The sequence below is a fragment of the unidentified bacterial endosymbiont genome, from assembly GCF_918320885.1.
Taxonomy (GTDB): Bacteria; Pseudomonadota; Gammaproteobacteria; order Enterobacterales.
Genome location: NZ_OU907312.1, coordinates 242,398 through 265,584 on the forward strand (window position 1 = coordinate 242,398; position 23,187 = coordinate 265,584).

17 protein-coding genes, 4 tRNA genes and 2 pseudogenes are annotated in these 23,187 nt (G+C 50.7%); 9 read left to right on the plus strand and 14 right to left on the minus strand.

The features are described from left to right. Positions 1 to 180 precede the first annotated feature (180 nt). Positions 181 to 5,871: a hypothetical protein gene (locus tag NL324_RS01180; protein ID WP_253305997.1), complete on the plus strand. Its 5,691-nt coding sequence runs from the start codon at positions 181 to 183 to the stop codon at positions 5,869 to 5,871. 81 nt (positions 5,872 to 5,952) lie between these two features. Here NL324_RS01180 and tuf read toward each other — a convergent pair whose 3' ends face one another. The 6 genes from tuf to rlmKL form a co-directional block, all read right to left on the minus strand. Further along, entirely contained in the window at positions 5,953 to 7,137 is a 1,185-nt protein-coding gene (tuf, locus tag NL324_RS01185; protein ID WP_253305998.1) for an elongation factor Tu, read from the minus strand. Positions 7,138 to 7,254: 117 nt separating this feature from the next. Continuing rightward, positions 7,255 to 7,330: transfer RNA gene (locus NL324_RS01190), tRNA-Thr, on the minus strand. A gap of 7 nt (positions 7,331 to 7,337) precedes the next feature. After that, positions 7,338 to 7,412, minus strand: a tRNA-Gly gene (locus tag NL324_RS01195). Between the two features lie 33 nt (positions 7,413 to 7,445). Further along, a tRNA-Tyr gene (locus NL324_RS01200) sits at positions 7,446 to 7,530 on the minus strand. An 8-nt stretch (positions 7,531 to 7,538) separates the two neighbouring features. Beyond that, positions 7,539 to 7,614: transfer RNA gene (locus NL324_RS01205), tRNA-Thr, on the minus strand. Positions 7,615 to 7,817: 203 nt separating this feature from the next. Further along, complete coding sequence (gene rlmKL / locus NL324_RS01210) at positions 7,818 to 9,935, minus strand: bifunctional 23S rRNA (guanine(2069)-N(7))-methyltransferase RlmK/23S rRNA (guanine(2445)-N(2))-methyltransferase RlmL (RefSeq protein WP_253305999.1); 2,118 nt, start codon at positions 9,933 to 9,935, stop codon at positions 7,818 to 7,820. 214 nt (positions 9,936 to 10,149) lie between these two features. Here rlmKL and NL324_RS01215 point away from each other — a divergent pair, with 214 nt between their 5' ends. The 4 genes from NL324_RS01215 to serS all read left to right on the plus strand — a co-directional run bounded on the left by NL324_RS01215 (position 10,150) and on the right by serS (position 13,980). Then, positions 10,150 to 10,575 (plus strand): tetratricopeptide repeat protein, encoded by a 426-nt coding sequence (locus NL324_RS01215; protein WP_253306000.1) that lies wholly within the window; start codon positions 10,150 to 10,152, stop codon positions 10,573 to 10,575. 294 nt (positions 10,576 to 10,869) lie between these two features. Continuing rightward, on the plus strand, positions 10,870 to 12,147 hold the full coding sequence (locus tag NL324_RS01220) for a cation:proton antiporter (protein WP_253306001.1): 1,278 nt from the start codon (positions 10,870 to 10,872) through the stop codon (positions 12,145 to 12,147). Between the two features lie 124 nt (positions 12,148 to 12,271). Further along, positions 12,272 to 12,511: a cell division protein ZapB gene (zapB, locus tag NL324_RS01225; protein WP_253306002.1), complete on the plus strand. Its 240-nt coding sequence runs from the start codon at positions 12,272 to 12,274 to the stop codon at positions 12,509 to 12,511. Positions 12,512 to 12,690: 179 nt separating this feature from the next. Continuing rightward, the gene (gene serS, locus NL324_RS01230; RefSeq protein WP_253306003.1) at positions 12,691 to 13,980 is read left to right on the plus strand and encodes a serine--tRNA ligase; all 1,290 of its coding nucleotides are present in this window, start codon (positions 12,691 to 12,693) and stop codon (positions 13,978 to 13,980) included. A gap of 18 nt (positions 13,981 to 13,998) precedes the next feature. On the opposite strand, the pseudogene NL324_RS01235 reads toward serS, so the two are convergent. From NL324_RS01235 to aroQ, 7 genes and pseudogenes are all read right to left on the minus strand, one after another. After that, positions 13,999 to 14,379: pseudogene (locus NL324_RS01235) on the minus strand (type II toxin-antitoxin system VapC family toxin). Then, positions 14,376 to 14,582: a type II toxin-antitoxin system VapB family antitoxin gene (locus NL324_RS01240; protein ID WP_253306004.1), complete on the minus strand. Its 207-nt coding sequence runs from the start codon at positions 14,580 to 14,582 to the stop codon at positions 14,376 to 14,378. The pseudogene NL324_RS01235 and the gene NL324_RS01240 overlap by 4 nt, the downstream one beginning before the upstream one ends. A gap of 215 nt (positions 14,583 to 14,797) precedes the next feature. Next, entirely contained in the window at positions 14,798 to 16,249 is a 1,452-nt protein-coding gene (panF, locus tag NL324_RS01245; RefSeq protein WP_253306005.1) for a sodium/pantothenate symporter, read from the minus strand. A 5-nt stretch (positions 16,250 to 16,254) separates the two neighbouring features. After that, entirely contained in the window at positions 16,255 to 16,485 is a 231-nt protein-coding gene (locus tag NL324_RS01250; RefSeq protein WP_253307094.1) for a DUF997 family protein, read from the minus strand. Positions 16,486 to 16,589: 104 nt separating this feature from the next. Further along, positions 16,590 to 17,936, minus strand: coding sequence for an acetyl-CoA carboxylase biotin carboxylase subunit (gene accC / locus NL324_RS01255; RefSeq protein WP_253306006.1), 1,347 nt, complete (start codon positions 17,934 to 17,936; stop codon positions 16,590 to 16,592). A 3-nt stretch (positions 17,937 to 17,939) separates the two neighbouring features. Beyond that, positions 17,940 to 18,395 (minus strand): acetyl-CoA carboxylase biotin carboxyl carrier protein, encoded by a 456-nt coding sequence (gene accB / locus NL324_RS01260; protein WP_253306007.1) that lies wholly within the window; start codon positions 18,393 to 18,395, stop codon positions 17,940 to 17,942. Between the two features lie 18 nt (positions 18,396 to 18,413). Continuing rightward, a complete protein-coding gene (aroQ, locus tag NL324_RS01265; RefSeq protein WP_253306008.1) occupies positions 18,414 to 18,869 on the minus strand; it encodes a type II 3-dehydroquinate dehydratase in 456 nt (151 codons plus the stop codon). 302 nt (positions 18,870 to 19,171) lie between these two features. On the opposite strand from aroQ, the gene NL324_RS01270 reads away from it, so the two are divergent. The 4 genes from NL324_RS01270 to NL324_RS01285 all read left to right on the plus strand — a co-directional run bounded on the left by NL324_RS01270 (position 19,172) and on the right by NL324_RS01285 (position 21,973). Next, entirely contained in the window at positions 19,172 to 20,215 is a 1,044-nt protein-coding gene (locus tag NL324_RS01270) for a rod shape-determining protein (protein WP_253306009.1), read from the plus strand. Between the two features lie 51 nt (positions 20,216 to 20,266). Next, positions 20,267 to 21,103, plus strand: coding sequence for a rod shape-determining protein MreC (gene mreC / locus NL324_RS01275; protein ID WP_253306010.1), 837 nt, complete (start codon positions 20,267 to 20,269; stop codon positions 21,101 to 21,103). Between the two features lie 3 nt (positions 21,104 to 21,106). Further along, positions 21,107 to 21,598, plus strand: coding sequence for a rod shape-determining protein MreD (gene mreD / locus NL324_RS01280; RefSeq protein ID WP_253306011.1), 492 nt, complete (start codon positions 21,107 to 21,109; stop codon positions 21,596 to 21,598). Between the two features lie 120 nt (positions 21,599 to 21,718). Then, a complete protein-coding gene (locus tag NL324_RS01285; RefSeq protein WP_253306012.1) occupies positions 21,719 to 21,973 on the plus strand; it encodes a hypothetical protein in 255 nt (84 codons plus the stop codon). A 37-nt stretch (positions 21,974 to 22,010) separates the two neighbouring features. Here the strand turns inward: NL324_RS01285 and NL324_RS01290 are convergent. Further along, positions 22,011 to 23,176 (minus strand): annotated as a pseudogene (locus NL324_RS01290) (IS3 family transposase). Between the last annotated feature and the right edge of the window lie 11 nt (positions 23,177 to 23,187).

A 23,187-nucleotide genomic window follows, 5' to 3' on the forward strand; every position in this document is an offset into this window, starting at 1 on the left:
TTGACGCTATAAAATCATTTTATAATCTTCAGAGAAGATATTTTACACTGTAAATTCGGCGCGAACTTTTTCCGGGACAGACCAGTTGCAATAGCACCCGCTATTTTAATATTTTTATATTATAATTAGTCTATTATATAGTGATGTTAGTAGCCTCTAGTCAATTCAGAGCATTTAGTCATGGAAAATAATGAAAAACCGCATCGTCAGCAGAAAGGTGTAACGCCTGTACAATATGGTCAGTCATTGTCATCCCCTGGTCGGCCACGCAGTAATAGAGAGGGTGTTTCACAAACTGAGCAGCCCTATCAAACCTCTTCAGCAGACTTTGAACGTAATGCTAGGGGGCACAGAGATTCGGAAACCTACCGAGGGGAGCAGATTAGCTATGGGAGTTACCGCACTGAAAGACCAGGGGAACCTAACCATCCTGGCGCTGCTATTCATGTCTCTAACAGGGGCGGTAACAGCTTTTCCCAATATTCTCAGCACTATAAAACGGCCACAGATTTTGGAAGGAGTGAAGGGCGTTCAAGCAATAGGGTACCATTCGTAGCGTATCAGAATGTTTCTCTCGCTAAATTGGCACACCGATGTAATCGTTTATCAAAACTGATTAAGAATAACCAAGGAAAAAAAGAGGACTTTAAATTTTTTCAGGGAGCTGCTAAGTATATCCAAGCACTGGATATTGCTAAGCAACAGCATAAACCCAAGGATATAGCGTTATTAGCCAACGCTTTTAGCAAATTTCCTCATGACAGAGACTGTAAAAGCGCGATAGAGCGGATTGCTGAATTCATAACAGGTCAAACCTTGGGCAAGGCGCCGTGTAACTTTAACGCACAAGATTTTGCCAATTTAGCCAACGCTTTTAGCAAATTTCCTCATGACAGAGACTGTAAAAGCGCGATAGAGCGGATTGCTGAATTCATAACAGGTAAAACCTTGGGCGCGGCGCCGTGTGACTTTAACGCACAACAGTTGGCCAATTTAGCCAATGCCTTTAGTAAACAGCCTGATGACAGCCTCTGTAAAAGCATGGTAGAGCAGATTGCTCAATACCTAACAGGTCAAACCTGGGGCGAGGCGCCGTGTGACTTTAACGAACAACAGTTGGCCAATTTAGCCAATGCCTTTAGCAAACAGCCTGATGACCGCCACTGTAAAAGCGCGATAGAGCGGATTGCTGAATTCATAACCGGTCAAACCTGGGGCGAGGCGCCGTGTGACTTTAACGAACAAGGGTTGGCCAATTTAGCCAATGCCTTTAGTAAATGGCCTGATGACACCCTCTGTAAAAGCATGGTAGAGCAGATTGCTCAATACCTAACAGGTAAAACCTGGGGCAAGGCGCGGCGTGACTTTAACGCACAAGGGTTGGCCAATTTAGCCAATGCCTTTAGCAAACAGCCGGAGACCATCGCCTGCAACAGCATGGTAGAGCAGATTGCTCAATACCTAACAGGTCAAACCTGGGGCGAGGCGCCGTGTAACTTTAACGCACAACAGTTGGCTAATTTAGCCAATGCCTTTAGCAAACAGCCTGATAACAGCCACTGTAAAAGCGCGATAGAGCAGATTGCTGAATTCATAACAGGTAAAACCTTGGGCGAGGCGCCGTGTAACTTTAACGCACAACAGTTGGCCAATTTAGCCAATGCCTTTAGCAAACAGCCTGATGACAGCCACTGTAAAAGCGTGATAGAGCAGATTGCTCAATACCTAACAGGTCAAACCTGGGGCGCGGCGCCGTGTAACTTTAACGAACAGGGGTTGGCCAATTTAGCCAATGCCTTTAGCAAATGGCCGGAGGCCATCGCCTGCAACAGCATGATAGAGCAGATTGCTCAATACCTAACAGATAAAACTTTGGGCGAGGCGCCGTGTAACTTTAACGCACAAGAGTTGGCCAATTTAGCCAATGCCTTTAGTAAACAGCCTGATGACCGCCACTGTAAAAGCGCGATAGAGCGGATTGCTCAATACCTAACAGATAAAACTTCGGGCGAGGCGCCGTGTAACTTTAACGCACAAGAGTTGGCCAATTTAGCCAATGCCTTTAGCAAACAGCCTGATGACAGAGACTGTAAAAGCGCGATAGAGCGGATTGCTCGATACCTAACAGGTCAAACCTGGGGCGAGGCGCCGTGTTCTTTTAACGCACAACAGTTGGCCAATTTAGCCAATGCCTTTAGCAAACAGCCTGATGACAGCCACTGTAAAAGCGCGATAGAGCGGATTGCTGAATTCATAACAGGTCAAACCTGGGGCACGGCGCCGTGTAACTTTAACGCACAAGAGTTGGCCAATTTAGCCAATGCCTTTAGCAAACAGCCTGATGACAGCCACTGTAAAAGCGCGATAGAGCGGATTGCTGAATTCATAACAGGTCAAACCTGGGGCACGGCGCCGTGTGACTTTAACGCACAACAGTTGGCCAATTTAGCCAATGCCTTTAGCAAATGGCCTGATGACAGCGACTGTAAAAGAACGATAGCGCAGATTGCTCAATACCTAACAGATAAAACTTTGGTCGAGGCGCCGTGTAACTTTAACGCACAACAGTTGGCCAGTTTAGCCAATGCCTTTAGCAAACAGCCTGATGACAGCCACTGTAAGAGCGCGATAGAGCGGATTGCTCGATACCTAACAGGTCAAACCTGGGGCGCGGCGCCGTGTAACTTTAACGCACAACAGTTGGCCAATTTAGCCAATGCCTTTAGCAAATGGCCGGAGGCCATCGCCTGCAAAAGCATGGTAGAGCAGATTGCTCGATACCTAACAGGTCAGACCTGGGGCGAGGCGCCGTGTAACTTTAACGCACAACAGTTGGCCAATTTAGCCAATGCCTTTAGCAAATGGCCGGAGGCCATCGCCTGCAAAAGCATGGTAGAGCAGATTGCTCGATACCTAACAGGTCAAACCTGGGGCGAGGCGCCGTGTGACTTTAACGAACAACAGTTGGCCAATTTAGCCAATGCCTTTAGCAAACAGCCTGATGACCGCCACTGTAAAAGCGCGATAGAGCGGATTGCTGAATTCATAACCGGTCAAACCTGGGGCGAGGCGCCGTGTGACTTTAACGAACAAGGGTTGGCCAATTTAGCCAATGCCTTTAGCAAATGGCTAGGAGAACCTTTATTCGATAAAGCTTTAGAGAAAATAATTTTACACCTACAGTCGTTCCAGAGGCCGCAAGCAAGCAACCTATTAGGCATTACTCAGTTGATTAAAGTTTTTACCCGTTTCAAAAAACTTCCCCTTAAATTGATCACGCTGTTATTGAAGAGCGCCTCTGAGCTATCACAACAGAGGGACCTCTCAGAAAATATTGCTTTAGAGACCCTAGGTAATCTGGCCATCGGGTTATGGCCACTGTTAGTTAAGCCGTCACAACCACAGATCTCTCATCAACAGAGCGCCCTACAGCTCATGGCTAACGTATGGTCAGCCGTGCAGAGCAAGGCTGATCCCTATCTGCAACAACAGAGTGCCTCCGCTACCACCCCAACGGCGCCCCATCAAACACGCTGTGCTGCTTTAACCCTCTATCAACTCCTGAAGGGCTACCATGCAGTACTCTCTGCACCCGAAACAACCAGGGACGCTGCCGACTGTCCTATCGATAGTACGCAGTTACAGAATTGGCTAAAAAAGCTGTTGGAGGCGAATAACACTAACATAATAGAGCTCTCTCCCTATACCTGGCAGTTGATTGCTCAATTGGAGGCCGAGGCGGCTGAGATTGAGCCAGAAAACACCCTAGACCAATTTATCACACAACATCTCACCACGAAGCGCAGTAGCAACCCTTGCTGGCACTTCCCCTGGCTAGAGCGTTTCAAAGCATTTACCCAGCCACCTGCAGCACCTACTGAGCCCGGTATTGGCACTTTAACCCTCATCCAGACGGACTTCCGCGGCCAACCTATCGCAGAAGAGAATCAGAGAACAGTCAGCTACTGTGTGTTAGGGCGTCTATTCGGTCAAGAGCTCTCCCCACAGCTACTGGAGGTGACACTGCCCGGCTACATGAGCCACTACCTACTCAGTAAGCTATTTTACCATCAGGGAAACGCTTACCGTTTAGACTTATTTGGCGGCAATCGCATGAAGTGCAAACGGCCGAAGGTCGAGCAGCGCTCAAGCGATGCTAATGTGCCGCCGTCTCCGAGTGTCGCGACATATGGCACCCTGCTGGCAGTGCCACTCTCTGAAACGCAACAAGAGAGTGATTTAGCACAGCTGCTAAAACAGCTATTTCCCTATAAAGAGAGCTTTTTCTATTTTCAACGGGCACTGCTGGCAGCGCCGCCTGAAGGTATTGAACCGAATACGGCGGTGCTAGAGGGGCTGTTTCCGATAACCATTTTCCCAGATAGTGACAGGATACCCCATGCCTTGGTGCTTAAAGGGGAGCTGCAGCTGCGTTTGCAAGATGGTTGTGGTTTTATTAAAGCCAGCTTAGCACAGAGAATGACGGTCGTGACTAACGTGGAAAAAACTCAGAATAAGCAGAGCTACCTCCCAGCCCAAGCCTTGCAGCACTACAAACCAGGAGACTTGAGTCTGTTGCAGGAGATAATCGGGCACTTGAAAGAACCGCCGCTAGCCGGGGATTGCAACCACTGTTTCCGATATCTTACCTCTGGCAACATCAGCGGTCAGATGCTACGGGCGCTGCCTGCTGCTGATAACAAGGTGCATTGGATAGGTGCAGACAGAGTGAGCCCCGGGATACTGATCGGTCGTGCTCCTTATGAACAAGCCAATCTACGGCCGATTGCCGCGGAGCGGGTAGTGGCCGATAAGACGGCTGACTTTTTAGCTCAAGAAGCGGTGGTGATTCAATATAGTTTTGTTGGTTTAGAAGCTACCCCCGATACTGCTGAGACGGCGCCCCCGCTATGGTTTGCTAAAGGGTTGCTGATCGTGATACCGGATGAGTATTGGCCAGAGGGTTGCCGAAGTGAGGTACTGCTCTCGGCTGCCGATGTCAAGAGTCATAGCAGCTGGCGCAAAGAAAAACAGCGAGTGACAGAGATTACTCACCTACAAGCGCCCGGTATCCTGATTGCCATCAACACCTATGCCCCCGGCAGCGTGGTAGCGCTCCCTATTGATGAACAGCGCAAGCTCTACGGGGACTTTGATGGGGACCAGGTGCTACTCATTGCTGATAGAGCGGAACTCTATCGGCATGTAGCGGACTATGAACAGCAACAGCCATCAAACTTCCTAGCGGTCCCCAAACCACCCAAGAGCCATACCGCTGCTTTTGATGAGCAGGGATGCTATGTATTTGGACGTGTCAGGCAGATGGCCACTCTCTATCAACAAGTATTAGAGCGTTACGTCACTTTGCAAAACTGCTTTTTGGCGTTGCCCATTGATAAACGGCAACAGCTGGCTGACGAGTTTATCCGAATATTTTATTCTGCAACGGATGTTGGAAACACGTTTCTGCGAGAACAGGTTCCCGAGATTGCCGAGTCTATTAATAGCGAAGAGCCGCTACGTACTTTAGAGCAGCTGCTGACGCGGGGGATAAAGGCAGGCACTGATGCCTATAAATCTGATACTGCACTAGCACAATTCTCCATACTCGCTAGCCACCTGCAGAGTCTATTCTCTAGAAACCAAGTGCCGCAGAGCGTTCCCTATGGGAAAGGATTACTTCGTACACTGCAGGGTGGTTATCTCGATGTAGCGGAGATAAAGCAGCAGTTGCAGGGCAATCCAACCCTAATAGCACAAGCGATGAGTGCTAGCGTTGATCGACTGGAAGCCGAGGGATTGCTTAAAGAGTACACCAAACCGGCCACCCTAACAGGCAGCATACCCATTCGGCCAGCAGAGGGAGGTTGATGGTGGAACTAAGCGAGTAGATAGGAAAAAAGCACCGGGGGTTAGCTAACCCCCCGGTGCTTTTTGTGATTTATTGGAGCATCACTCAATGATTTTAGAGACTATCCCGGCGCCGACGGTATGGCCCCCTTCACGAATAGCGAAGTTCAACCCTTCTGTCATGGCGATAGGAGCAATTAAGGTGACGGTCAGTTGCAACTTGTCTCCTGGCATCACCATCTCCACCTCAGCCGGCAGCTCAACGATGCCCGTCACGTCAGTCGTACGGAAGTAGAACTGCGGACGATACCCCTTCAAAAACGGGGTATGGCGGCCGCCCTCTTCTTTCGTCAATACATACACTTCCGCGACAAACTTGGTGTGGGGGGTGATGCTCTTAGGCTTGGCTAAAACCTGACCGCGCTCAATGTCATCTCGCTTAGTACCCCGCAGCAGCACGCCGACGTTTTCACCCGCACGCCCCTCATCTAAAAGCTTGCGGAACATCTCAACACCAGTCACCACCGTCTTGGTGGTGTCACGGATTCCGACGATCTCCACTTCATCACCCACCTTGACAATCCCTTGCTCAACCCGGCCAGTCACCACGGTTCCACGGCCAGAGATTGAGAAGACATCTTCAATCGGCAATAAAAAGGGCTTATCAATCGCCCGCTTAGGCTCTGGAATATAGCTGTCTAAGATCTCCGCTAACTCAACAATTTTCTTCTCCCACTCGGGATCCCCTTCCAGCGCTTTCAGCGCTGAACCGCGAATCACTGGGGTATCATCCCCGGGGAAATCATATTGTGTGAGCAGTTCGCGGATCTCTAGTTCCACCAACTCCAGCAGCTCTTCGTCATCCACCATGTCGCACTTGTTCAGGAAGACGGTAATGTAAGGGACACCCACCTGACGCGCTAATAGGATGTGCTCACGAGTTTGCGGCATCGGGCCATCAGTCGCAGCAACTACCAAGATCGCGCCGTCCATCTGGGCAGCACCGGTGATCATGTTCTTGACGTAGTCGGCGTGGCCGGGGCAGTCGACGTGCGCGTAGTGGCGGTTCTGCGTGTCATACTCGACGTGAGAGGTGTTGATGGTGATGCCGCGCGCCTTCTCTTCCGGCGCGTTATCGATTTGGTCAAAGGCCCGCGCCTGCCCACCGTAATGCTTCGCCAATACTGACGTAATCGCCGCCGTCAATGTGGTTTTTCCATGGTCCACATGGCCGATGGTGCCCACGTTAATGTGTGGCTTGCTCCGTGTAAACTTCTCTTTAGACATCGTTAGTCCCTCTAGAGACAATCAATGATAATAGGGTTAACCACAACGGAGCGCTAACACACCGACTTTCTCAACAAAACAGGACAGTCGCTGATCACGCTTCGTGCGCGTTTTTTATGGTGCTGATAGGCAGACTCGAACTGCCGACCTCACCCTTACCAAGGGTGTGCTCTACCAACTGAGCCATATCAGCTTATACTTGGAGCGGGCAGCGGGAATCGAACCCGCATCATCAGCTTGGAAGGCTGAGGTAATAGCCTTTATACCATGCCCGCTATCCGGGAACTACTGCTCGCATGGGAGCAAACTGGTGGAGGGAGAAGGATTCGAACCTTCGAAGGCTAAGCCGGCAGATTTACAGTCTGCTCCCTTTGACCGCTCGGGAACCCCTCCAGATTTTTTGGTGCCGGCAGCAGGAGTCGAACCCACGGCCTACTGATTACAAGTCAGTTGCTCTACCAATTGAGCTAAGCCGGCCTAAGCGCTGCGTATTCTAGGACGCTTACCGTGGCGTTGCAACAAAAAACAGTATCACTTTGTCAAACTAAATCTAGACCACACTAGAGCGTGGCTGATTGATTCACTGACACCGTTCGATAAAAGGCCAACAGTGTCAGCCATTATAACAGTAGGTCAAAAAAGTGAAATGGTTTTGGTAATCTTTGTCTTACACGGCTTGGCTAGGAATCCGCTAGGAGTTGATGGCGGATACTCCAGCAACGGTGGCTTGAGCGTGCACGGTTAAAGTCAGGAGAACGGGTCTTCTCGGTGATCTCTTCTGCTACTAATTGCAGCGCTCGTAACCCTGCACTGTCCAATCGAAAACCCTGCCGACTGTTCGAAAATAGCACCAAACCTTGCGGACGCAGTAGCCGACGCAGTTCGGTGAACAGCTTGAGCTGATCCCGCTGGACATCAAAGGTCTGTTCCATCCGTTTAGAGCGAGAGAAGGTTGGAGGATCGACTAAAATGAGATCGAACTGCTGCTCGCAAACCGCTAGCCACGTGAGGCAATCAGCTTGGATCAAGCGGTGTTGTGATCCGAGGAGATCACTGCTCTGTAGATTACGAGCGGCCCAGTTGAGATAAGTGTTCGAGAGATCGACTGAGGTCGTTGAGCGGGCGCCAGCACGTCCCGCTTGCACAGTTGCACTGGCGGTATAGCAAAACAGATTCAGAAAATCTTGGCCGCTCGCTAATTGGCCCACTAAACGGCGCGTACGGCGGTGATCAAGAAATAACCCGGTGTCGACATAGTCCGTCAAATTAACCCAGAGGGTTGCTCCATACTCCACTACCGCTAGCCACTCTCCCTGTTGCGCGAGCTTTTGATATTGGGTATGGCCCCGTTGCCGCTGCCGTACTTTGACAATCAGCTGCTCTTCTGGGAGCTGCGTGATACGGCAGGTCTCCTGCAAAACCTGAGCTAGGCGACCTTGGCGTTTTTTTTCCTCAATGGGTTGGGAGGGTTGATACTCTTGGATCACCAAGTAATCGGCATAGCGATCGATAGCGACATTATAATCAGGCAGATCAGCATCATACAGGCGGTAACTGTTCACCCCTTCCAGTTTGGCCCAACGCTCTAATTGCCGCTGTTTTTTAGCTAAACGATTGGCGAAATCAGTCGCCAATCGCCTGGTCTCATTCGGTTGAGCGGCCAGTCGATAATTTTTTTGTACACAGGCTAACGGCCCATTATTCATCTTAAATTGTCGCTCAGCCCGCAGTTGCAGGGCATGAAATAGATCCGGGTGTTGACCCAACAGTGATAAGCGCCAACCGGCAAATTGCCGCTTTAGATTCTGTGACAAGTTAGTGTAGAGCGCCAATAGGGCAGGCGGGCAACTCAGCCGCTCTCCATACGGTGGATTGGTCAATAGCACGCCACTGCCGGCCTGTGGACAAGGATTGATTAACTGGCAGACATCCGCTACCCCAAAGGTGATCAAGGAGGCGACCCCAGCGTGTTGTGCATTCAGTCGCGCTTGCTGCAGCACCGCTGGCGCTTGATCGTACCCTATCAGGAGACCCTGGTAGCCTTTTACACCGGCTGCGGCGCGCTGTTGCGCTTGCTGCTGTAATCGCTGCCAGTGTGCTGGTTGATGCTGCGACCAGGCGTTAAAACCCCACTGCTGCCGTTGCAGTCCGGGAGCAATATCGGCCGCTAGCAAAGCCGCTTCAATCAACAGCGTACCGGCGCCACACAGCGGATCGATCAAGGGTTCACCCGGTTGCCATCCTGATCGCCGCACCAGGGCTGCCGCTAAATGCTCTTTCAGTGGTGCCGCTCCCGCCGCCTGGCGATAGCCGCGTTGGTGCAGTGAATGGCCGCTGAGATCGAGGGATAAAATCAGCTGATCACGCTGCAGATAGCCCTCAATCAGCAGATCTGGATCCTGTTTAGCCACCCTAGGACGTGGCAGAGCCTGTTGCTGGAAACGATCAACAATGGCATCTTTGATCCGCAAGGCCCCATAGTGGCTATGGCGGATGATCGGAGAGGTGCCGATAAAACGGACCGCAAAGGTCGCCTCCGCGCTCCATAGCGATGGCCAATCCACCGCAAGTGCGCCTTGATAGAGCTGGCACTCCTCACGCACCGAGCAGCTGGTCAGTTTAAGCAGAATACGAGAGGCGATCCGGCTCCACAGCACGCTACGGTAGAGCAGATCTAATTCACCTTGAAAGAGTACCCCACCGGGAACAATTTGACACGCGGCAGCACCCAGGGATTGTAGCTCCTGCTTTAGTAGCTCTTCTAGCCCAGTAGCGGTACGTGCAAATAGGGAGAGCATCGACACTCCTCACGTGAGAGCCCAACGAAGGCGGCCATCATAAAGCAGAGCGCCTGAGAAGGAAACCTAAACCCCTCATCGTGGGGGTGGTTGCTCATCAGCCAAGCGTGTACCTGGCTCTTTTCAAGTTCATTAAAAAAGTATAGGCTGATGGGGCAATTAAGCACTCATCCCACTGGGATGGCGATCGTTTAGGAAATAAAGGAGAGCACACATGCTAAAGTATAAAAAAAGGATTTGGGCGCTACTGATTTGCATGCTGACAGTGCTCAGCTCGCCCCTATTCTCTGCGGAAAATAAACCCGTTCAGTCGACTACTCCCCGAGCTGCCCCCATACCTAAAAAAGCTTCCCTAGAGGACCTTGAGAAACTGAAGTGCTTACAGCAGAAAGCGGATCATGGGGATCAAATCGCTCAATTAGAACTCGGCATTGTTTATGTGAATGGTGATGATCTCCAGCAAGATTTTTCTAAGGCGGCACACTGGTTTTTAAAGTCTGCTGAGCAAGGGGAGTACCACGCTATCACCTCTTTGATGTTGTTGGTTAGAGAGCCAGATCTCGCTTTACCGACGAAGCGTAAGATAGAGGCTTGGCTTAAAGCGCAGGGCGACAAGTTACCCCAATTGGACTTCTCTTAACCTTAATCTTCTCAACAGTCATCAACCAGCAGGATTATCCTACCTATCCTATTTCCTGGATGGTGGAGACGCTAGTGCACAGGAGCTAATAGCTCAGTGGTGCTCTAGCGATTTCTGTGCCGAATAGTTCACCAACTGGTGACCATTTTTGAGACACAGACGCTATTTACTGCTCACAGAATATAGTAGCCTACCCAGCGTTGTTGAATCACCCGAGCGTCCCTGGCGCCTGTGCCCACTGGATCGCTTTTTCAAAAACCGTAGAATACCGTTAAAGGCCACTGAGGTCCCCTCATGAATATCTATTACAATCTTTGCTTTTTGGCAGCATTGGCGGTGGGTATCGCCTTTCTCAACCAATTTATCCATAAGGTGCAAAACACCATTGCCATCACGGCAGGTGCACTAGTAGCCTCTTTGGTACTGCTGACGGCTGGGGGGTTAGGGTGGCTACAGATTGAACCGCTGGCCCGCAATCTGGTGGAACAGATCAATTTTCAAGAATTTTTACTCCAGGGCGTCTTAGGCTTCCTGTTATTTGCGGGGGCTTTGGGGATTAAATTACCCGCTTTACGGGATCAAAAGTGGGAAGTGGCCATCTTAGCGCTGCTCTCCACCCTGCTCTCCACCCTATTGATTGGCTACGGAATTTATAGGGTTGCACCACTATTTCATCTCAATCTCGCTTTGATCTACTGCCTATTATTTGGCGCACTCATTTCTCCGACTGATCCCATTGCCGTATTAGCGATTATCAAATCTATGCGCGCGCCACCACGCATGGCGATTCAGGTTGAAGGAGAGTCGCTGTTCAATGATGGGGTAGGCTTAGTCATTTTCATTACCCTGTTTGCGGTCGCCTTTGGTCATCAAGAGGCCTCTCTGATCTCAGTCTTTAAGCTGTTTTTACAAGAGGCCCTGGGGGGCATGGCCTATGGGCTGTTCATTGGAATCATCGCTCATTTATTGATCAGTGCGACGGATGATGGCAGTTTGGAACTATTGTTAACACTATTAATCCCTACAGCAGCTTTTTCCCTGGCGAATAGGCTCAATATTTCAGGGGCCTTAGCCATGGTGGTGGCGGGGATTATGGTTGGCAATTGGACACGGCAAAGCGGCTTTTCTAAGCAAAGTACACTGTACCTCGACCATTTTTGGGAGCTCATCGATCAATTTTTGAATGCGCTACTGTTCCTGCTCATCGGCTTAACGTTATTATTGATTGAGATTACCCATCGCTCTGTTCTGTTGATGATCAGTGCCATCCCCATCTGTTTAGTCGCTCGCTACTTGAGTGTAGCACTGCCTTTCGCCTGTTTTCGTCGTTTTCGTCACTATAATCCCTATACGCTGCAGATCCTCACTTGGGGGGGGCTGCGCGGCGGCTTGGCATTGGCCATGGCGCTCTCTATCCCCGTGGGTGTCGCTTATGAGCCCTGTTCGCAACTGGATGTCCGGGATTTGTTGTTGGTAATGTGTTATGCTGTAGTGCTGTTTTCTATCTTAGTGCAAGGATCGACGATTGAGCCGATGATTCAGCGTGCCAAACAGGCTGAAATATCAGAGTAAGATTGGCTGCAAAAGCACCGCGGTCTATGAACTTAAAAAACAGACGGTGTAAAACAGCCAATCAGAGTACAATCGGTTGCTGTCGCATGACTAAGCTTTTGTCAGCTGTTATAGAGAGGAATCCATGTCTTTTGAAGTTTTTGAGCAATTAGAAGTTAAAGTACAGCAAGCCATTGATACAATTGCCTTATTGCAAATGGAGATTGATGAGTTAAAGGGAAAAAACCGGGATTTGCAACAAAGCACCCAAGCAGCCACGGACCAATACCAAGCAGTTATTGATGAAAATCAACAACTCAAAGAGCAGCAACAGAGTTGGCAAACGCGGCTACACTCGCTATTAGGCCGTATGGACAGTGTTTGAGACTTGATCTAGCCCTCACCCTCACCCTGAATCAGCTGCAGTTGCTTCTCTGAAGCAGGTACCCACTGCCAGGATTCACACCACGCTGATGCAGTTTGTTAGGGAGGGGAGTCTGTGAATGCTTCCAGTTGCGTGGCATAATCAGCTGCTGAGCACCTTTAGCCTAAGAGCGATACGCCATGCTCGATCCAAACTTATTGCGAAAACAGTTACTCCAGGTGGCCGACCAACTGTCGCGCCGTGGTTATCTGCTCGATACTGCACACTATCAGCAGTTAGAAGATCAACGTAAGAGATTACAAAGCCAGCAGGAGCAGCTACAAGCTGAGCGTAATGCTGGCGCTAAAGCCGTTGGGGAGGCAAAACGGCGAGGTGAGACTACCCAACAAGCGCTGATGCAGCAGTTAACTGAGCTCAGTCACTGCTTAGAGAGCACCACGGTTGAGCTACAACAGGTGCAGTCACAGCTACAAACCCTCTATGACTCATTGCCTAATCTACCGGATCCAGCCGTTCCCTCTGGGAGCGATGAGCAACAGAATCAACTGGTGCGCCAGTGGGGTACACCGCAACACTATCCCTTTGCCGTGCGTGACCATGTCAGTTTGGGAGAGCTGTTGGGTGGCCTCGATTTAGCCGCTGCCAGTCAGTTAAGCGGTTCGCGCTTTATGGTATTGAAGGGGCAGCTGGCACGTCTACACCGTGCTTTGGCACAGTTTATGCTGGATCTGCAAACCACTGAACACGGCTACCAAGAGGTTTATGTCCCCTATCTGGTCAAGCATGAGGCGCTTTACGGAACAGGTCAGTTGCCTAAATTTTCTGAGGATTTATTTCATGTCACCACCTTGGATCAGGAAAAAAGCCGTTATGCGTTGATTCCTACCGCTGAGGTGCCGCTCACCAATTTAGTTCGAGACACCATTGTCCCAGTCGACCAGCTGCCCCTGAAAATGGTGGCCCATACCCCCTGTTTTCGTTCAGAGGCTGGGGCCTATGGCCGTGACACCCGTGGCCTCATTCGCCAACACCAATTTGATAAAGTAGAGCTGGTGCAGATCGTTGAACCCGAGCGGTCGATGCAGGCTTTAGAAGCGCTAACAGCCGATGCTGAGCGGGTTTTACAGCGGCTAGAGCTGCCCTATCGCGTGATGTTATTGTGTACGGGGGATCTGAGCTTTGCCGCTTGCAAGACTTACGATATAGAGGTGTGGCTACCGGCGCAAAACGGTTACCGTGAAATCTCCTCCTGCTCCAATGCGGGGGATTTCCAGGCGCGCCGCTTGCAGGCCCGCTATCGCATCCAGCCCGATCAAAAACCGCGCTTACTGCATACGTTAAATGGCTCTGGTTTACCCATTGGTCGAACCTTGGTGGCACTGCTGGAAAATGGCCAACAAGCGGATGGCCGTATCACTATTCCAGGAGCTTTGCGTCCCTATATGGGGGGGATAGCTTGCCTGGAGTAATCGGTAGCACGGCTGCCCTTAATGCAGTATTGGCTGGTAAGCTACGCCGAAGCGCCTAGCTAAGTCAGCCAGGCGCTTATCAAGCGTCCATAGCTCAGCGCCTGGTGTAATGAGTGTAGAGGCCAGTCAGGCGATGTCCACCAACCCACACCCAATACCATAAAGCCTTTCGCGCTCAATGAACGCCGTTACTGCACATAAGCTTGCCGGGTTGCAGGGCTGTAGAAGACCAAGGTTGTTCAGCGTCTGAGCACGTGGCGATGGGGGCGTTCCACAGGCAATTTCGGCTATGACCATTGGGTGAATGAGTGCGAGATCTAGGCTGATGAGGTCAACTAATGCTGCATTGCCGTTTCGGCAGTGGTCTATCCACACTGAGGTGTCGAAGAGCACCCTCACTGCGAGACGGGGTCCTCCCGGCGACGCGGGACATCCTGAATCTCGGACCTTGTGCCACCTAGCGCCGCCAGGCGCTTGGCTGCTTGTACGCGCATGAAGGTCTTGATCGCCTGTCGAAAAAGATCTGCCTTGCCCATATTGGGATCGGCCACTTCCAAGGCTTTTTCGTAGAGGGCATTGTCAATAGTGACCGTGGTTCTCATAGGGGAATTTCCTCATCAATATTAGTGCTGTTTTACATTAATTTATGCATCAAGCCAAGTGGAGGGTTTGTGATCTGCCCTTGCTGTTAGCCTCTGATTTCCAGCACCCTCTAGAGGGCTGCCTACTGTCATCACCGGGTGGCCTATAAGATAACGGGCGAGGAAGGCGGAAGTGATTTGCGGTACAGCCACTCAGGGGAGCGCTTACCCAAAACTCACCTTGGACTGATGATGAGATCCCTCCTTGCTTGATAGATTCCCCAGCGATTACCCCCATAAAAAGCGCCTAGGCTGATAAGCAGGGCCGGCACGATAGGCTGAAAACCCCACAGCTTTAAGGAGAGCGCACTGAAGCAAAGATAGCTGCCTACGCCTGCCAGAAAGGAACTTAACGCACCGGTGGCGTTGGCAGCGGGCCAATATAACCCTAATACCAGTGGCCATAGAAACACCACCTGTAATCCGCCAAAGGCGAATAAGTTGAGCCAGATTAATAACTGGGGGGGATGCCAAGCCGCTAATAACAGCAGCAGACTTAACAGCAGGATCACCGCCCGGGAGTAACGAGCCAGTCGCTGCGGCTGCTCCCTAGCCTGGGGATCATAGCGTAGATAGAGATCATTGATCACCGTAGCAGAGCACTGCAGCAGCTGGGCATCTACCGTTGACATGATGGCAGACAACGGTGCTGCCAAAAAAATTCCCGCAGCGATCGGTGAGAGTACACTCATCATCAAAGTCGGAATAATCTGATCGGGCACCAATAAATCTGGAAACAGTGCCCGTCCCAAAGTGCCACTCAGGTGCATGGCCAACATCACGATCCCGAGCACGAGGGTTCCTATCACCATCGCCTGATGCATCGCACGACTATTTTTATAAGCCATACAACTGGTCGCTGTGTGCGGCAGCCCCAGTGTGCCAAAACAGACTACGATCCAGAATGAGCAGAGTAGCGGTGCGGTCAAAACCGCTTGGGCACCACCGGGGGTGATCAACTGTGGATCGATCTGTTGCAAAGTGTGTATCGTGTGGGCCAATCCACCCCCCGCAGTGATGACGCCCTGTAATAATAGTCCACTGCCCACTAGCATGATGAACCCTTGCAGTAGATCAGTCAGGACCATTGCCCGAAATCCCCCTATCAGGGTGTATAGGCTAATGGTGGCTCCAAAAATAAGCAGACTGTGCCCATAGGGGAGCCCCAGTACGGTCTGGAGTAAGCGTGCCGCTCCGATAAATTGGACGGTCATCGTGGCAAAGAAAGCGATTAATAAACTGATGCTCGATAAGCAGACGAGTAGCCCGCTCTGATAGCGCGCATAGAGTAGATCATTCAGAGTGATGGCTTGATACCGTCGTGCCAGGATGGCAAATTTTTTGCCCAAAACCCCCAAGGTAAACCAGACGACTGGCAACTGAATCATGGCGACGGCCACCCAGCCTAGACCATAGTGATAGGCGGCCCCCGGGCCACCTATAAACGAGCTGGCACTGATGTAGCTGGTGGTCAAAGTCATGGCCAATAAACAACCCCCCAAACCACGATTACCCAGATAGTAGGCTTGTAGAGATTGTGCGGGTTGGATCCGCGCGGCATAAGCAGCGATCAGAAAAAGTAGTACTAAGTAGACAACGAACGCCGTCAACAGCCCAGAATGATGCACTGAGTTCAGGGCTCTAGGGGCAGGTTTTGAAAACAATAACGAACCATGATCGCACAGAGCCCCATAAACAGCAGTGGCAGTCGTAGGCCAATCCACTCAAACCACACCGGCAGACCGGTACTGCCTAACTCATGCCCAGCACAGCAGAAGGCAGCCACCCAGGCTAGTAAATAGGCGACTGCCAAACCAAATGCCCAGCGGGCCTCTCGGTGCGCTTGAACAAATCGTGTATCCATCATGACTATTCCAGTTGCAGAACTTCGTGGTGGAACCGGCTTTCTCCCTGCCAACTGATCGGGATATTCACCGTTTCACCCAGTTAAACTGAACACCGTTTTGCCTAGTAGTAACGACCCAGTTGGCTCTCCAGATAATGAATATCGGTGCCCCCTTGTTGAAATTGTGGATCACCCAGAATGGCCTGGTGTAGGGGGATATTGCTCTGGATCCCTTCAATAATCAGCTCTGATAGGGCATTGCGCATGCGGGCGATGGCTATCTCTCGGGTGGCCCCATGGGTGATCAATTTGCCAATCAGGGAATCATAATGTGCTGGCACACTGTAACCGGCATAGAGATGGGAGTCCCAGCGCACGCCGAGCCCGCCAGGCGCGTGAAAGCGCGTGATTTTGCCGGGCGAAGGTAAGAAACTCTGCGGATGCTCAGCATTAATACGACACTCTAAGGCATGTCCTTGCAGCCGAACCTGTGGCTGTTGTAGGGTTAGGGGCAATCCTGCGGCGATCTGTAGCTGCTCTTTGACCAAATCTATCCCTGTGATCATTTCGGTGACTGGATGTTCTACTTGGATACGGGTGTTCATCTCAATAAAATAAAAACAGCCTTGGTCATATAAAAACTCAAAGGTTCCGGCACCGCGATAACCGATATCCAGACAAGCTTGTATACAGCGCTCACCAATCTCTTGACGCAGTACTTGGCTTATCCCAGGGGCGGGTGCCTCTTCAATCACCTTTTGATGGCGCCGCTGCATGGAGCAGTCGCGCTCGGCCAGGTAGAGCGCTTGTCCCTGGCCATCGGCCAATACTTGGATTTCAACATGGCGTGGGGTGGCTAAATACTTCTCTAGGTAGACGCTGCTGTTGCCAAAGGCGCTGCTCGCTTCAGCACGCGTCGTAGCAATGGCTGGTAGTAACTCACGCGCATCATGGACCACCCGCATACCCCGGCCACCGCCACCGCCGGCAGCTTTAATCAAGACCGGATAACCAATGGCTTTGGCCATGGCACTATTAGCCAGCGGATCATCACTCAGCGCGCCTTCCGATCCTGGGACACACGGCATGCCAGCTTGTTTCATCGTCTGGATAGCCGATACTTTGTCCCCCATTAAACGGATAGTCTCAGGTCTGGGTCCAATAAAAATAAAACCAGAACGCTCGACTTGCTCGGCGAAGTTAGCGTTCTCTGATAAGAAGCCATAGCCAGGATGGATGGCGTTGGCACCGGTGATTTCGGCGGCAGCGATAATAGCCGGAGCATTGAGATAACTTTTGGTCGCTGCTGCAGGACCAATACAGACCGCCTCATCCGCCAACAAAACATGCTTTAAGTCGCGATCGGCTGTCGAATAGGCCGCCACGGTTTTGATCCCCAACTCCTTACAGGCCCGCAAGATCCGCAGTGCGATTTCACCACGGTTCGCAATCAGCACTTTTTCTAGCATGCCTTATGGTCCCTCTAGAGGCTCAATCACCATCAGGGGTTCATCAAACTCTATCGGTTGGCCATCTTCAATGAAAATGGCCGTGATGACTCCCGCGTGGTCCGCCTCAATTTTATTCATCATTTTCATCGCTTCGACAATGCACAAAGCATCACCCACTTTAACCGTTTGCCCCACTGCTACAAAAGGTTTTTCTCCCGGGCTCGGGCGGCGATAAAACAGGCCGACCATCGGTGAGCGAACCTGATGACCACAGGGGCCAGACGGTGTGGTGACTGTCGGCACGTCGATGGGTCGTGGAAAGGGGGCTAGCGAGGGGGTGACTGCCGTGATGGCAGATGGTTGCAGCAGCGGGGTGGAGCGGATGCGAACCGACTCTTTCCCCTCACTGATCTCCAACTCATCAATGCCTGTTTGCTTGACTAGTTCAACCAACTGCTTAATTTTTTCAATATCCATCAAGAGTGGTACCCTTTATTATGAGGAGTGACGTTGCAAGTAGCGCCAGGCTGCCTGCAAAGCACACTGATAGCCGTCAGCGCCTAAACCGCTAATGGTTCCAACCGCCAGATCAGAGAGATACGAAAGGTGACGAAACGGTTCTCGAGCATAAATATTAGAGAGGTGGATTTCAATAAAAGGCACTTGAACTGCCTCAAGCGCATCTCGCAGGGCAATGCTACTGTGGGTAAAGGCTGCGGCATTCAACAATAAAAAATCAACCTGATCTCGCGCCTGTTGCACGGCCTCTACCAGCAGATGCTCTGCGTTAAATTGCTGATGCTGCAGGGCGACCCCTAATTCATTGGCTTGTTGCTGAAGTAGTGCCACAAGCTCTGACAGGCTAACAGTACCATACTGAGCCGGATCGCGCCAACCCAGTAAATTGAGATTGGGACCATTCAACAGTAACATACGCCAGACACGTGCCATGGGTCGATCGCCTCTGAAAAAAATTAAATCAGACGAAAACAAAATAGCGCACTATAATGGGATTTTCATCGGTTGGCTATTCTTTTAAGCCACTAAAAATTCTGGCAAGGTTGGTCACTGTGCATTCAGTCAGGTGATGACAATCAACAAACTCATGAATAAGCGTGTTAAGGACATCAGCTCCCTCAGCAGGTGTCGGGTTTATGGAAATCAATTCGTGCACTGGCGATGGCTGAGTAAGCTTGGTCATTGAAAGGCATTCTGCTCTTTATTATGCGGCGTAGTAGGGTAATTCATTTATTATGTTTAGAAAAATTCGTGGTCTATTTTCTAGTGACTTGTCTATCGACTTAGGCACTGCCAATACCTTGATTTATGTGAAAGGTCAAGGAATTGTCCTCAATGAGCCCTCAGTGGTGGCGATTCGGCAAGATCCTGCCGGCTCTCACAAAAGTATTGCAGCTGTGGGTCATGAAGCCAAACAGATGTTAGGACGCACACCTGGTAATATTGCTGCGATTCGCCCCATGAAAGATGGCGTGATTGCTGACTTTTTTATCACTGAAAAGATGTTGCAATATTTTATTAAGCAGGTCCACAGCAATAGTTTTATCCGTCCCAGTCCTCGCGTGCTGATCTGTGTTCCCGTCGGTGCCACCCAAGTGGAGCGTCGTGCTATCCGCGAGTCAGCCCAGGGTGCTGGCGCTCGTGAAGTATTCCTGATTGAGGAGCCGATGGCCGCTGCTATTGGGGCTAATCTGCCGGTTTCTGAAGCCCTAGGCTCTATGGTGGTCGATATCGGTGGCGGGACTACCGAGGTTGCGGTCATCTCGCTCAACGGGGTGGTCTACTCCTCCTCAGTCCGTATTGGTGGCGATCGGTTTGATGAGTCCATTATCAATTATGTGCGCCGTAATTATGGATCGTTGATTGGTGAGGCCACTGCGGAACGTATCAAACATGGCATCGGTTCGGCCTATCCGGGCGATACTGTTCGGGAAATTGAGGTGCGGGGGCGCAATCTGGCTGAAGGGGTCCCTCGAGGCTTCACTCTGAACTCGAATGAAATTCTGGAAGCGCTGCAGGAGCCGTTAGCGGGTATTGTCAGCGCAGTCATGACCGCTTTAGAGCAGTGTCCTCCCGAATTGGCCTCGGATATCTCTGAGCGAGGGATGGTACTGACCGGTGGTGGCGCTCTGTTGCATCATTTAGATTGTTTATTGCGGGAAGAGACCGGTATTCCTGTGTTTATCGCGGAGGATCCACTGACTTGTGTAGCCCGTGGTGGTGGGAAAGCACTGGATATGATCGATCTGTATGGGAGTCATCTCTTTAGTGATGAGTAGACGACCTGATCGGACACCAGCTTAACGCCGATACTGAACAGCCACGAGGTTATGAAACCGCTATTTAACAAACGCTCTTCCTTAGAAGTACGCCTGTTGGGTGCCCTCATTGCTGCCAGCGCTTTCATGCTCATAGACAGTCGGTGGGCACCATTTGCCGACATACGCCGTTATTTAGATACGGTTCTCACGCCGCTGTACTACGTAGCCAATAGCCCCTGGCGGCTAGTCGCCGACTGCTCAGCCTATTTTATGACGCATAGCCAACTGCAGTCAGACAACCAGGCATTGCGGCAGGTATTACTGCTTCAACAGAGCGATCTGTTGTTTCTGGAGCAGCTGCAGCAAGAGAATAGTCGTTTACGAAAACTGCTAGACACACCGGTACGGCAACCACAACGCAAGATGATAGCCCGTTTGCTGGCCGCCGAGTTTAATCCCAACAGCCATCAAATACTCCTGGATAAGGGATCGCTACAGGGCGTTTATAAGGGACAACCGGTGATTAATGACAAAGGGGTCGTGGGCCAAGTCGTCGTGGTGAATCGTGGCAGCAGCCGTGTATTGTTGATCAGTGATATGACGCATGCTATCCCGGTCCGTATAGCGCGGACTGGTCATCTTACAATAGCCCAAGGGAGTGGCGAACTCTCAAGTCTACAGCTGGCTCTGCTGCCATTGTCTACCGATATCCAACCGGGTGATCAGTTGGTGACGTCCGGATTAGATGGCCGTTTTCCAGAGGGCTACCCGGTGGCAGAGATCAGCACAGTAACTATCGATCAACAACGGGCGCAGATTCTGGTCAAAACCAGAACGGCCGCAGCCCTAGAACAGCTCCATTCCGTATTGCTGCTGTGGCCTGAATCTGCAGAGCGATCAGGTTAAGGGATGAATACCCCTTCAGGTCTGCGGGACCCCCTAATCCTCTGGATATCTTTTATCCTTGTGCTGATATTACAGGTGATTGCCTGCCCCAAACCTTTTGACAAAGTTCCGGCTTCATGGCTACCGATGCTATTAATCTATTGGGTCTTGAGCAGGCCAGAGTGTGTCAATATTGGCACAAGTTTCTATATCGGATTGATCTGGGATCTCGAATTAGGCAGCCTACTGGGTGTGCGGGCCTTAGCGCTTTCGCTGCTCGCCTATAGTGTAGCCAGCAACACAGCCTTACTCCGTAACCTGACGCTCAGTCAACAAACAGTGCTGATCATACCCTTGATCTTAGCAACGCATGGACTCATTTTTTGTATAGAGCGCCTGCTGTCACAGGCGCTTTTTTCGTCACAGCTGTTTTGGAGTGTTTTGATTAGTGGGCTCTTATGGCCGGGTTTGTTTTTATTGCTGCAAAAACTCCGTGGCCAATGGAAAATCTATTAGGTGTTTTCCAGTCTTATCCAACATGCAATGAGTCTGAAGGAGGGGTTGTTTCTAACCTGAAATGACCCAAAAAGTGGCAAAAAGCTAATTTTTGCTCATGATGGAGAGCTGAAAACCATCATGAACGTTAATGAACTCAGTACCATTCAACCACTATCCAGCTTTCTGGCAGGCACTCAGCCAGTCATTTTCTGTATCGATGAAGCTAAGAGGGCCGTTGATCAAACTATCAGTAAGAGGTTGTCTAAATTCGCTTACAGTAGCCTCAACAAGCGCAGTAAGGGGATGGTGATCGCTTACCTCTGTTCGTCAGGTTCTGGGCTCACCCTATCCCCAAACATTTTGCGTCCGCACTCAACCGTTGCCATCGTCTGATCTTGCCACCTTTTTTTAGACACAGAGAAGAGAAACCTTAAGCGACCTGGGATAACCAATTTTTTTCAAAATTTACAGGAGACAGATAGCCTAGCGTTGAGTGCCGTCTCTGTCGGTTATAAAACACTTCTACGTATTCAAAAATGCTCAATTTGGCTTGTTCTCTGCTCTCAAAACGTTCAAAGTGGGTGTGCTCTGTTTTTAAGGTATGGAAAAAACTCTCTGCTACTGCATTGTCATAACAATTGCCCGTACTACTCATGCTAAGCGTTATCTGGTGATGCGCCGATACAGCCTTGAATCCTTTGCTGGTATACTGGCTGCCTCGGTCGGAGTGGTGGATGAGACCTGCAGCAGGCTTCCTCCGTGTTATTGCCTGGCGTAATGCTGCGGCTACTAACTCGGTGGTCATGTGAGCTTGCATATCCATCCCCACGATACTACGAGAGAACAGGTCCAGTACGATAGCAACATACAACCATCCCTCTTGGGTCGGAATATAGGTAATATCTGCTGCCCAGTATTGATCAGGGCGAGTGGCTGTGAACTTCTGCTTGAGTAAATTAGGCGCCACTGCGGCCTTTGGATCGACTATTGTGGTTACCTTAAATCGTTTTTTCATCTTAGCCGCAATATGGGCTGCTTTCATTAGCCGACAAACCCGTTTGCGTGAACAGCGCTCACCTCTAGCTCGTAACTCAGCATGGATACGTGGGCTACCGTAAATTTGGTTGCTTATGGTATAAACCTCTTTAATTTCAGATATTAAACGCTCATCCTCACAATAGCGCTTGGATGGCTCAGCCTTGATAAACTGATAATAGCCACTGCGGGATACACCTAACACGTTGGACATCCTCTCTACGCTGAATTCCCCAGCATGCTTTTGCATAAACTGGTATTTTACTTGCGGGCCACTGAGAAGATGCCCAAGGCTTTTTTTAGGATATCCCTCTCTTCACGTGCTATCGCCAATTCTTTCCGCAATTGACTGAGCTCAGCATCAGACGCTTTCAGGTATCCTTTGCCCGGGAAAGCCTCTGCACCATCCTTGTTATGCTGATGGACCCACCCTGCCAATGTACTCTTGGGAACTCCCAATTCCTCGCTCAATTGACAGAGCGTTTTACCAGTGCTGTGATACAGCTTTACCGCATTCAGCTTGAATTCCTTATCATAGCTCCTTGATTCCCCTTGATTCATAACTTCACCTC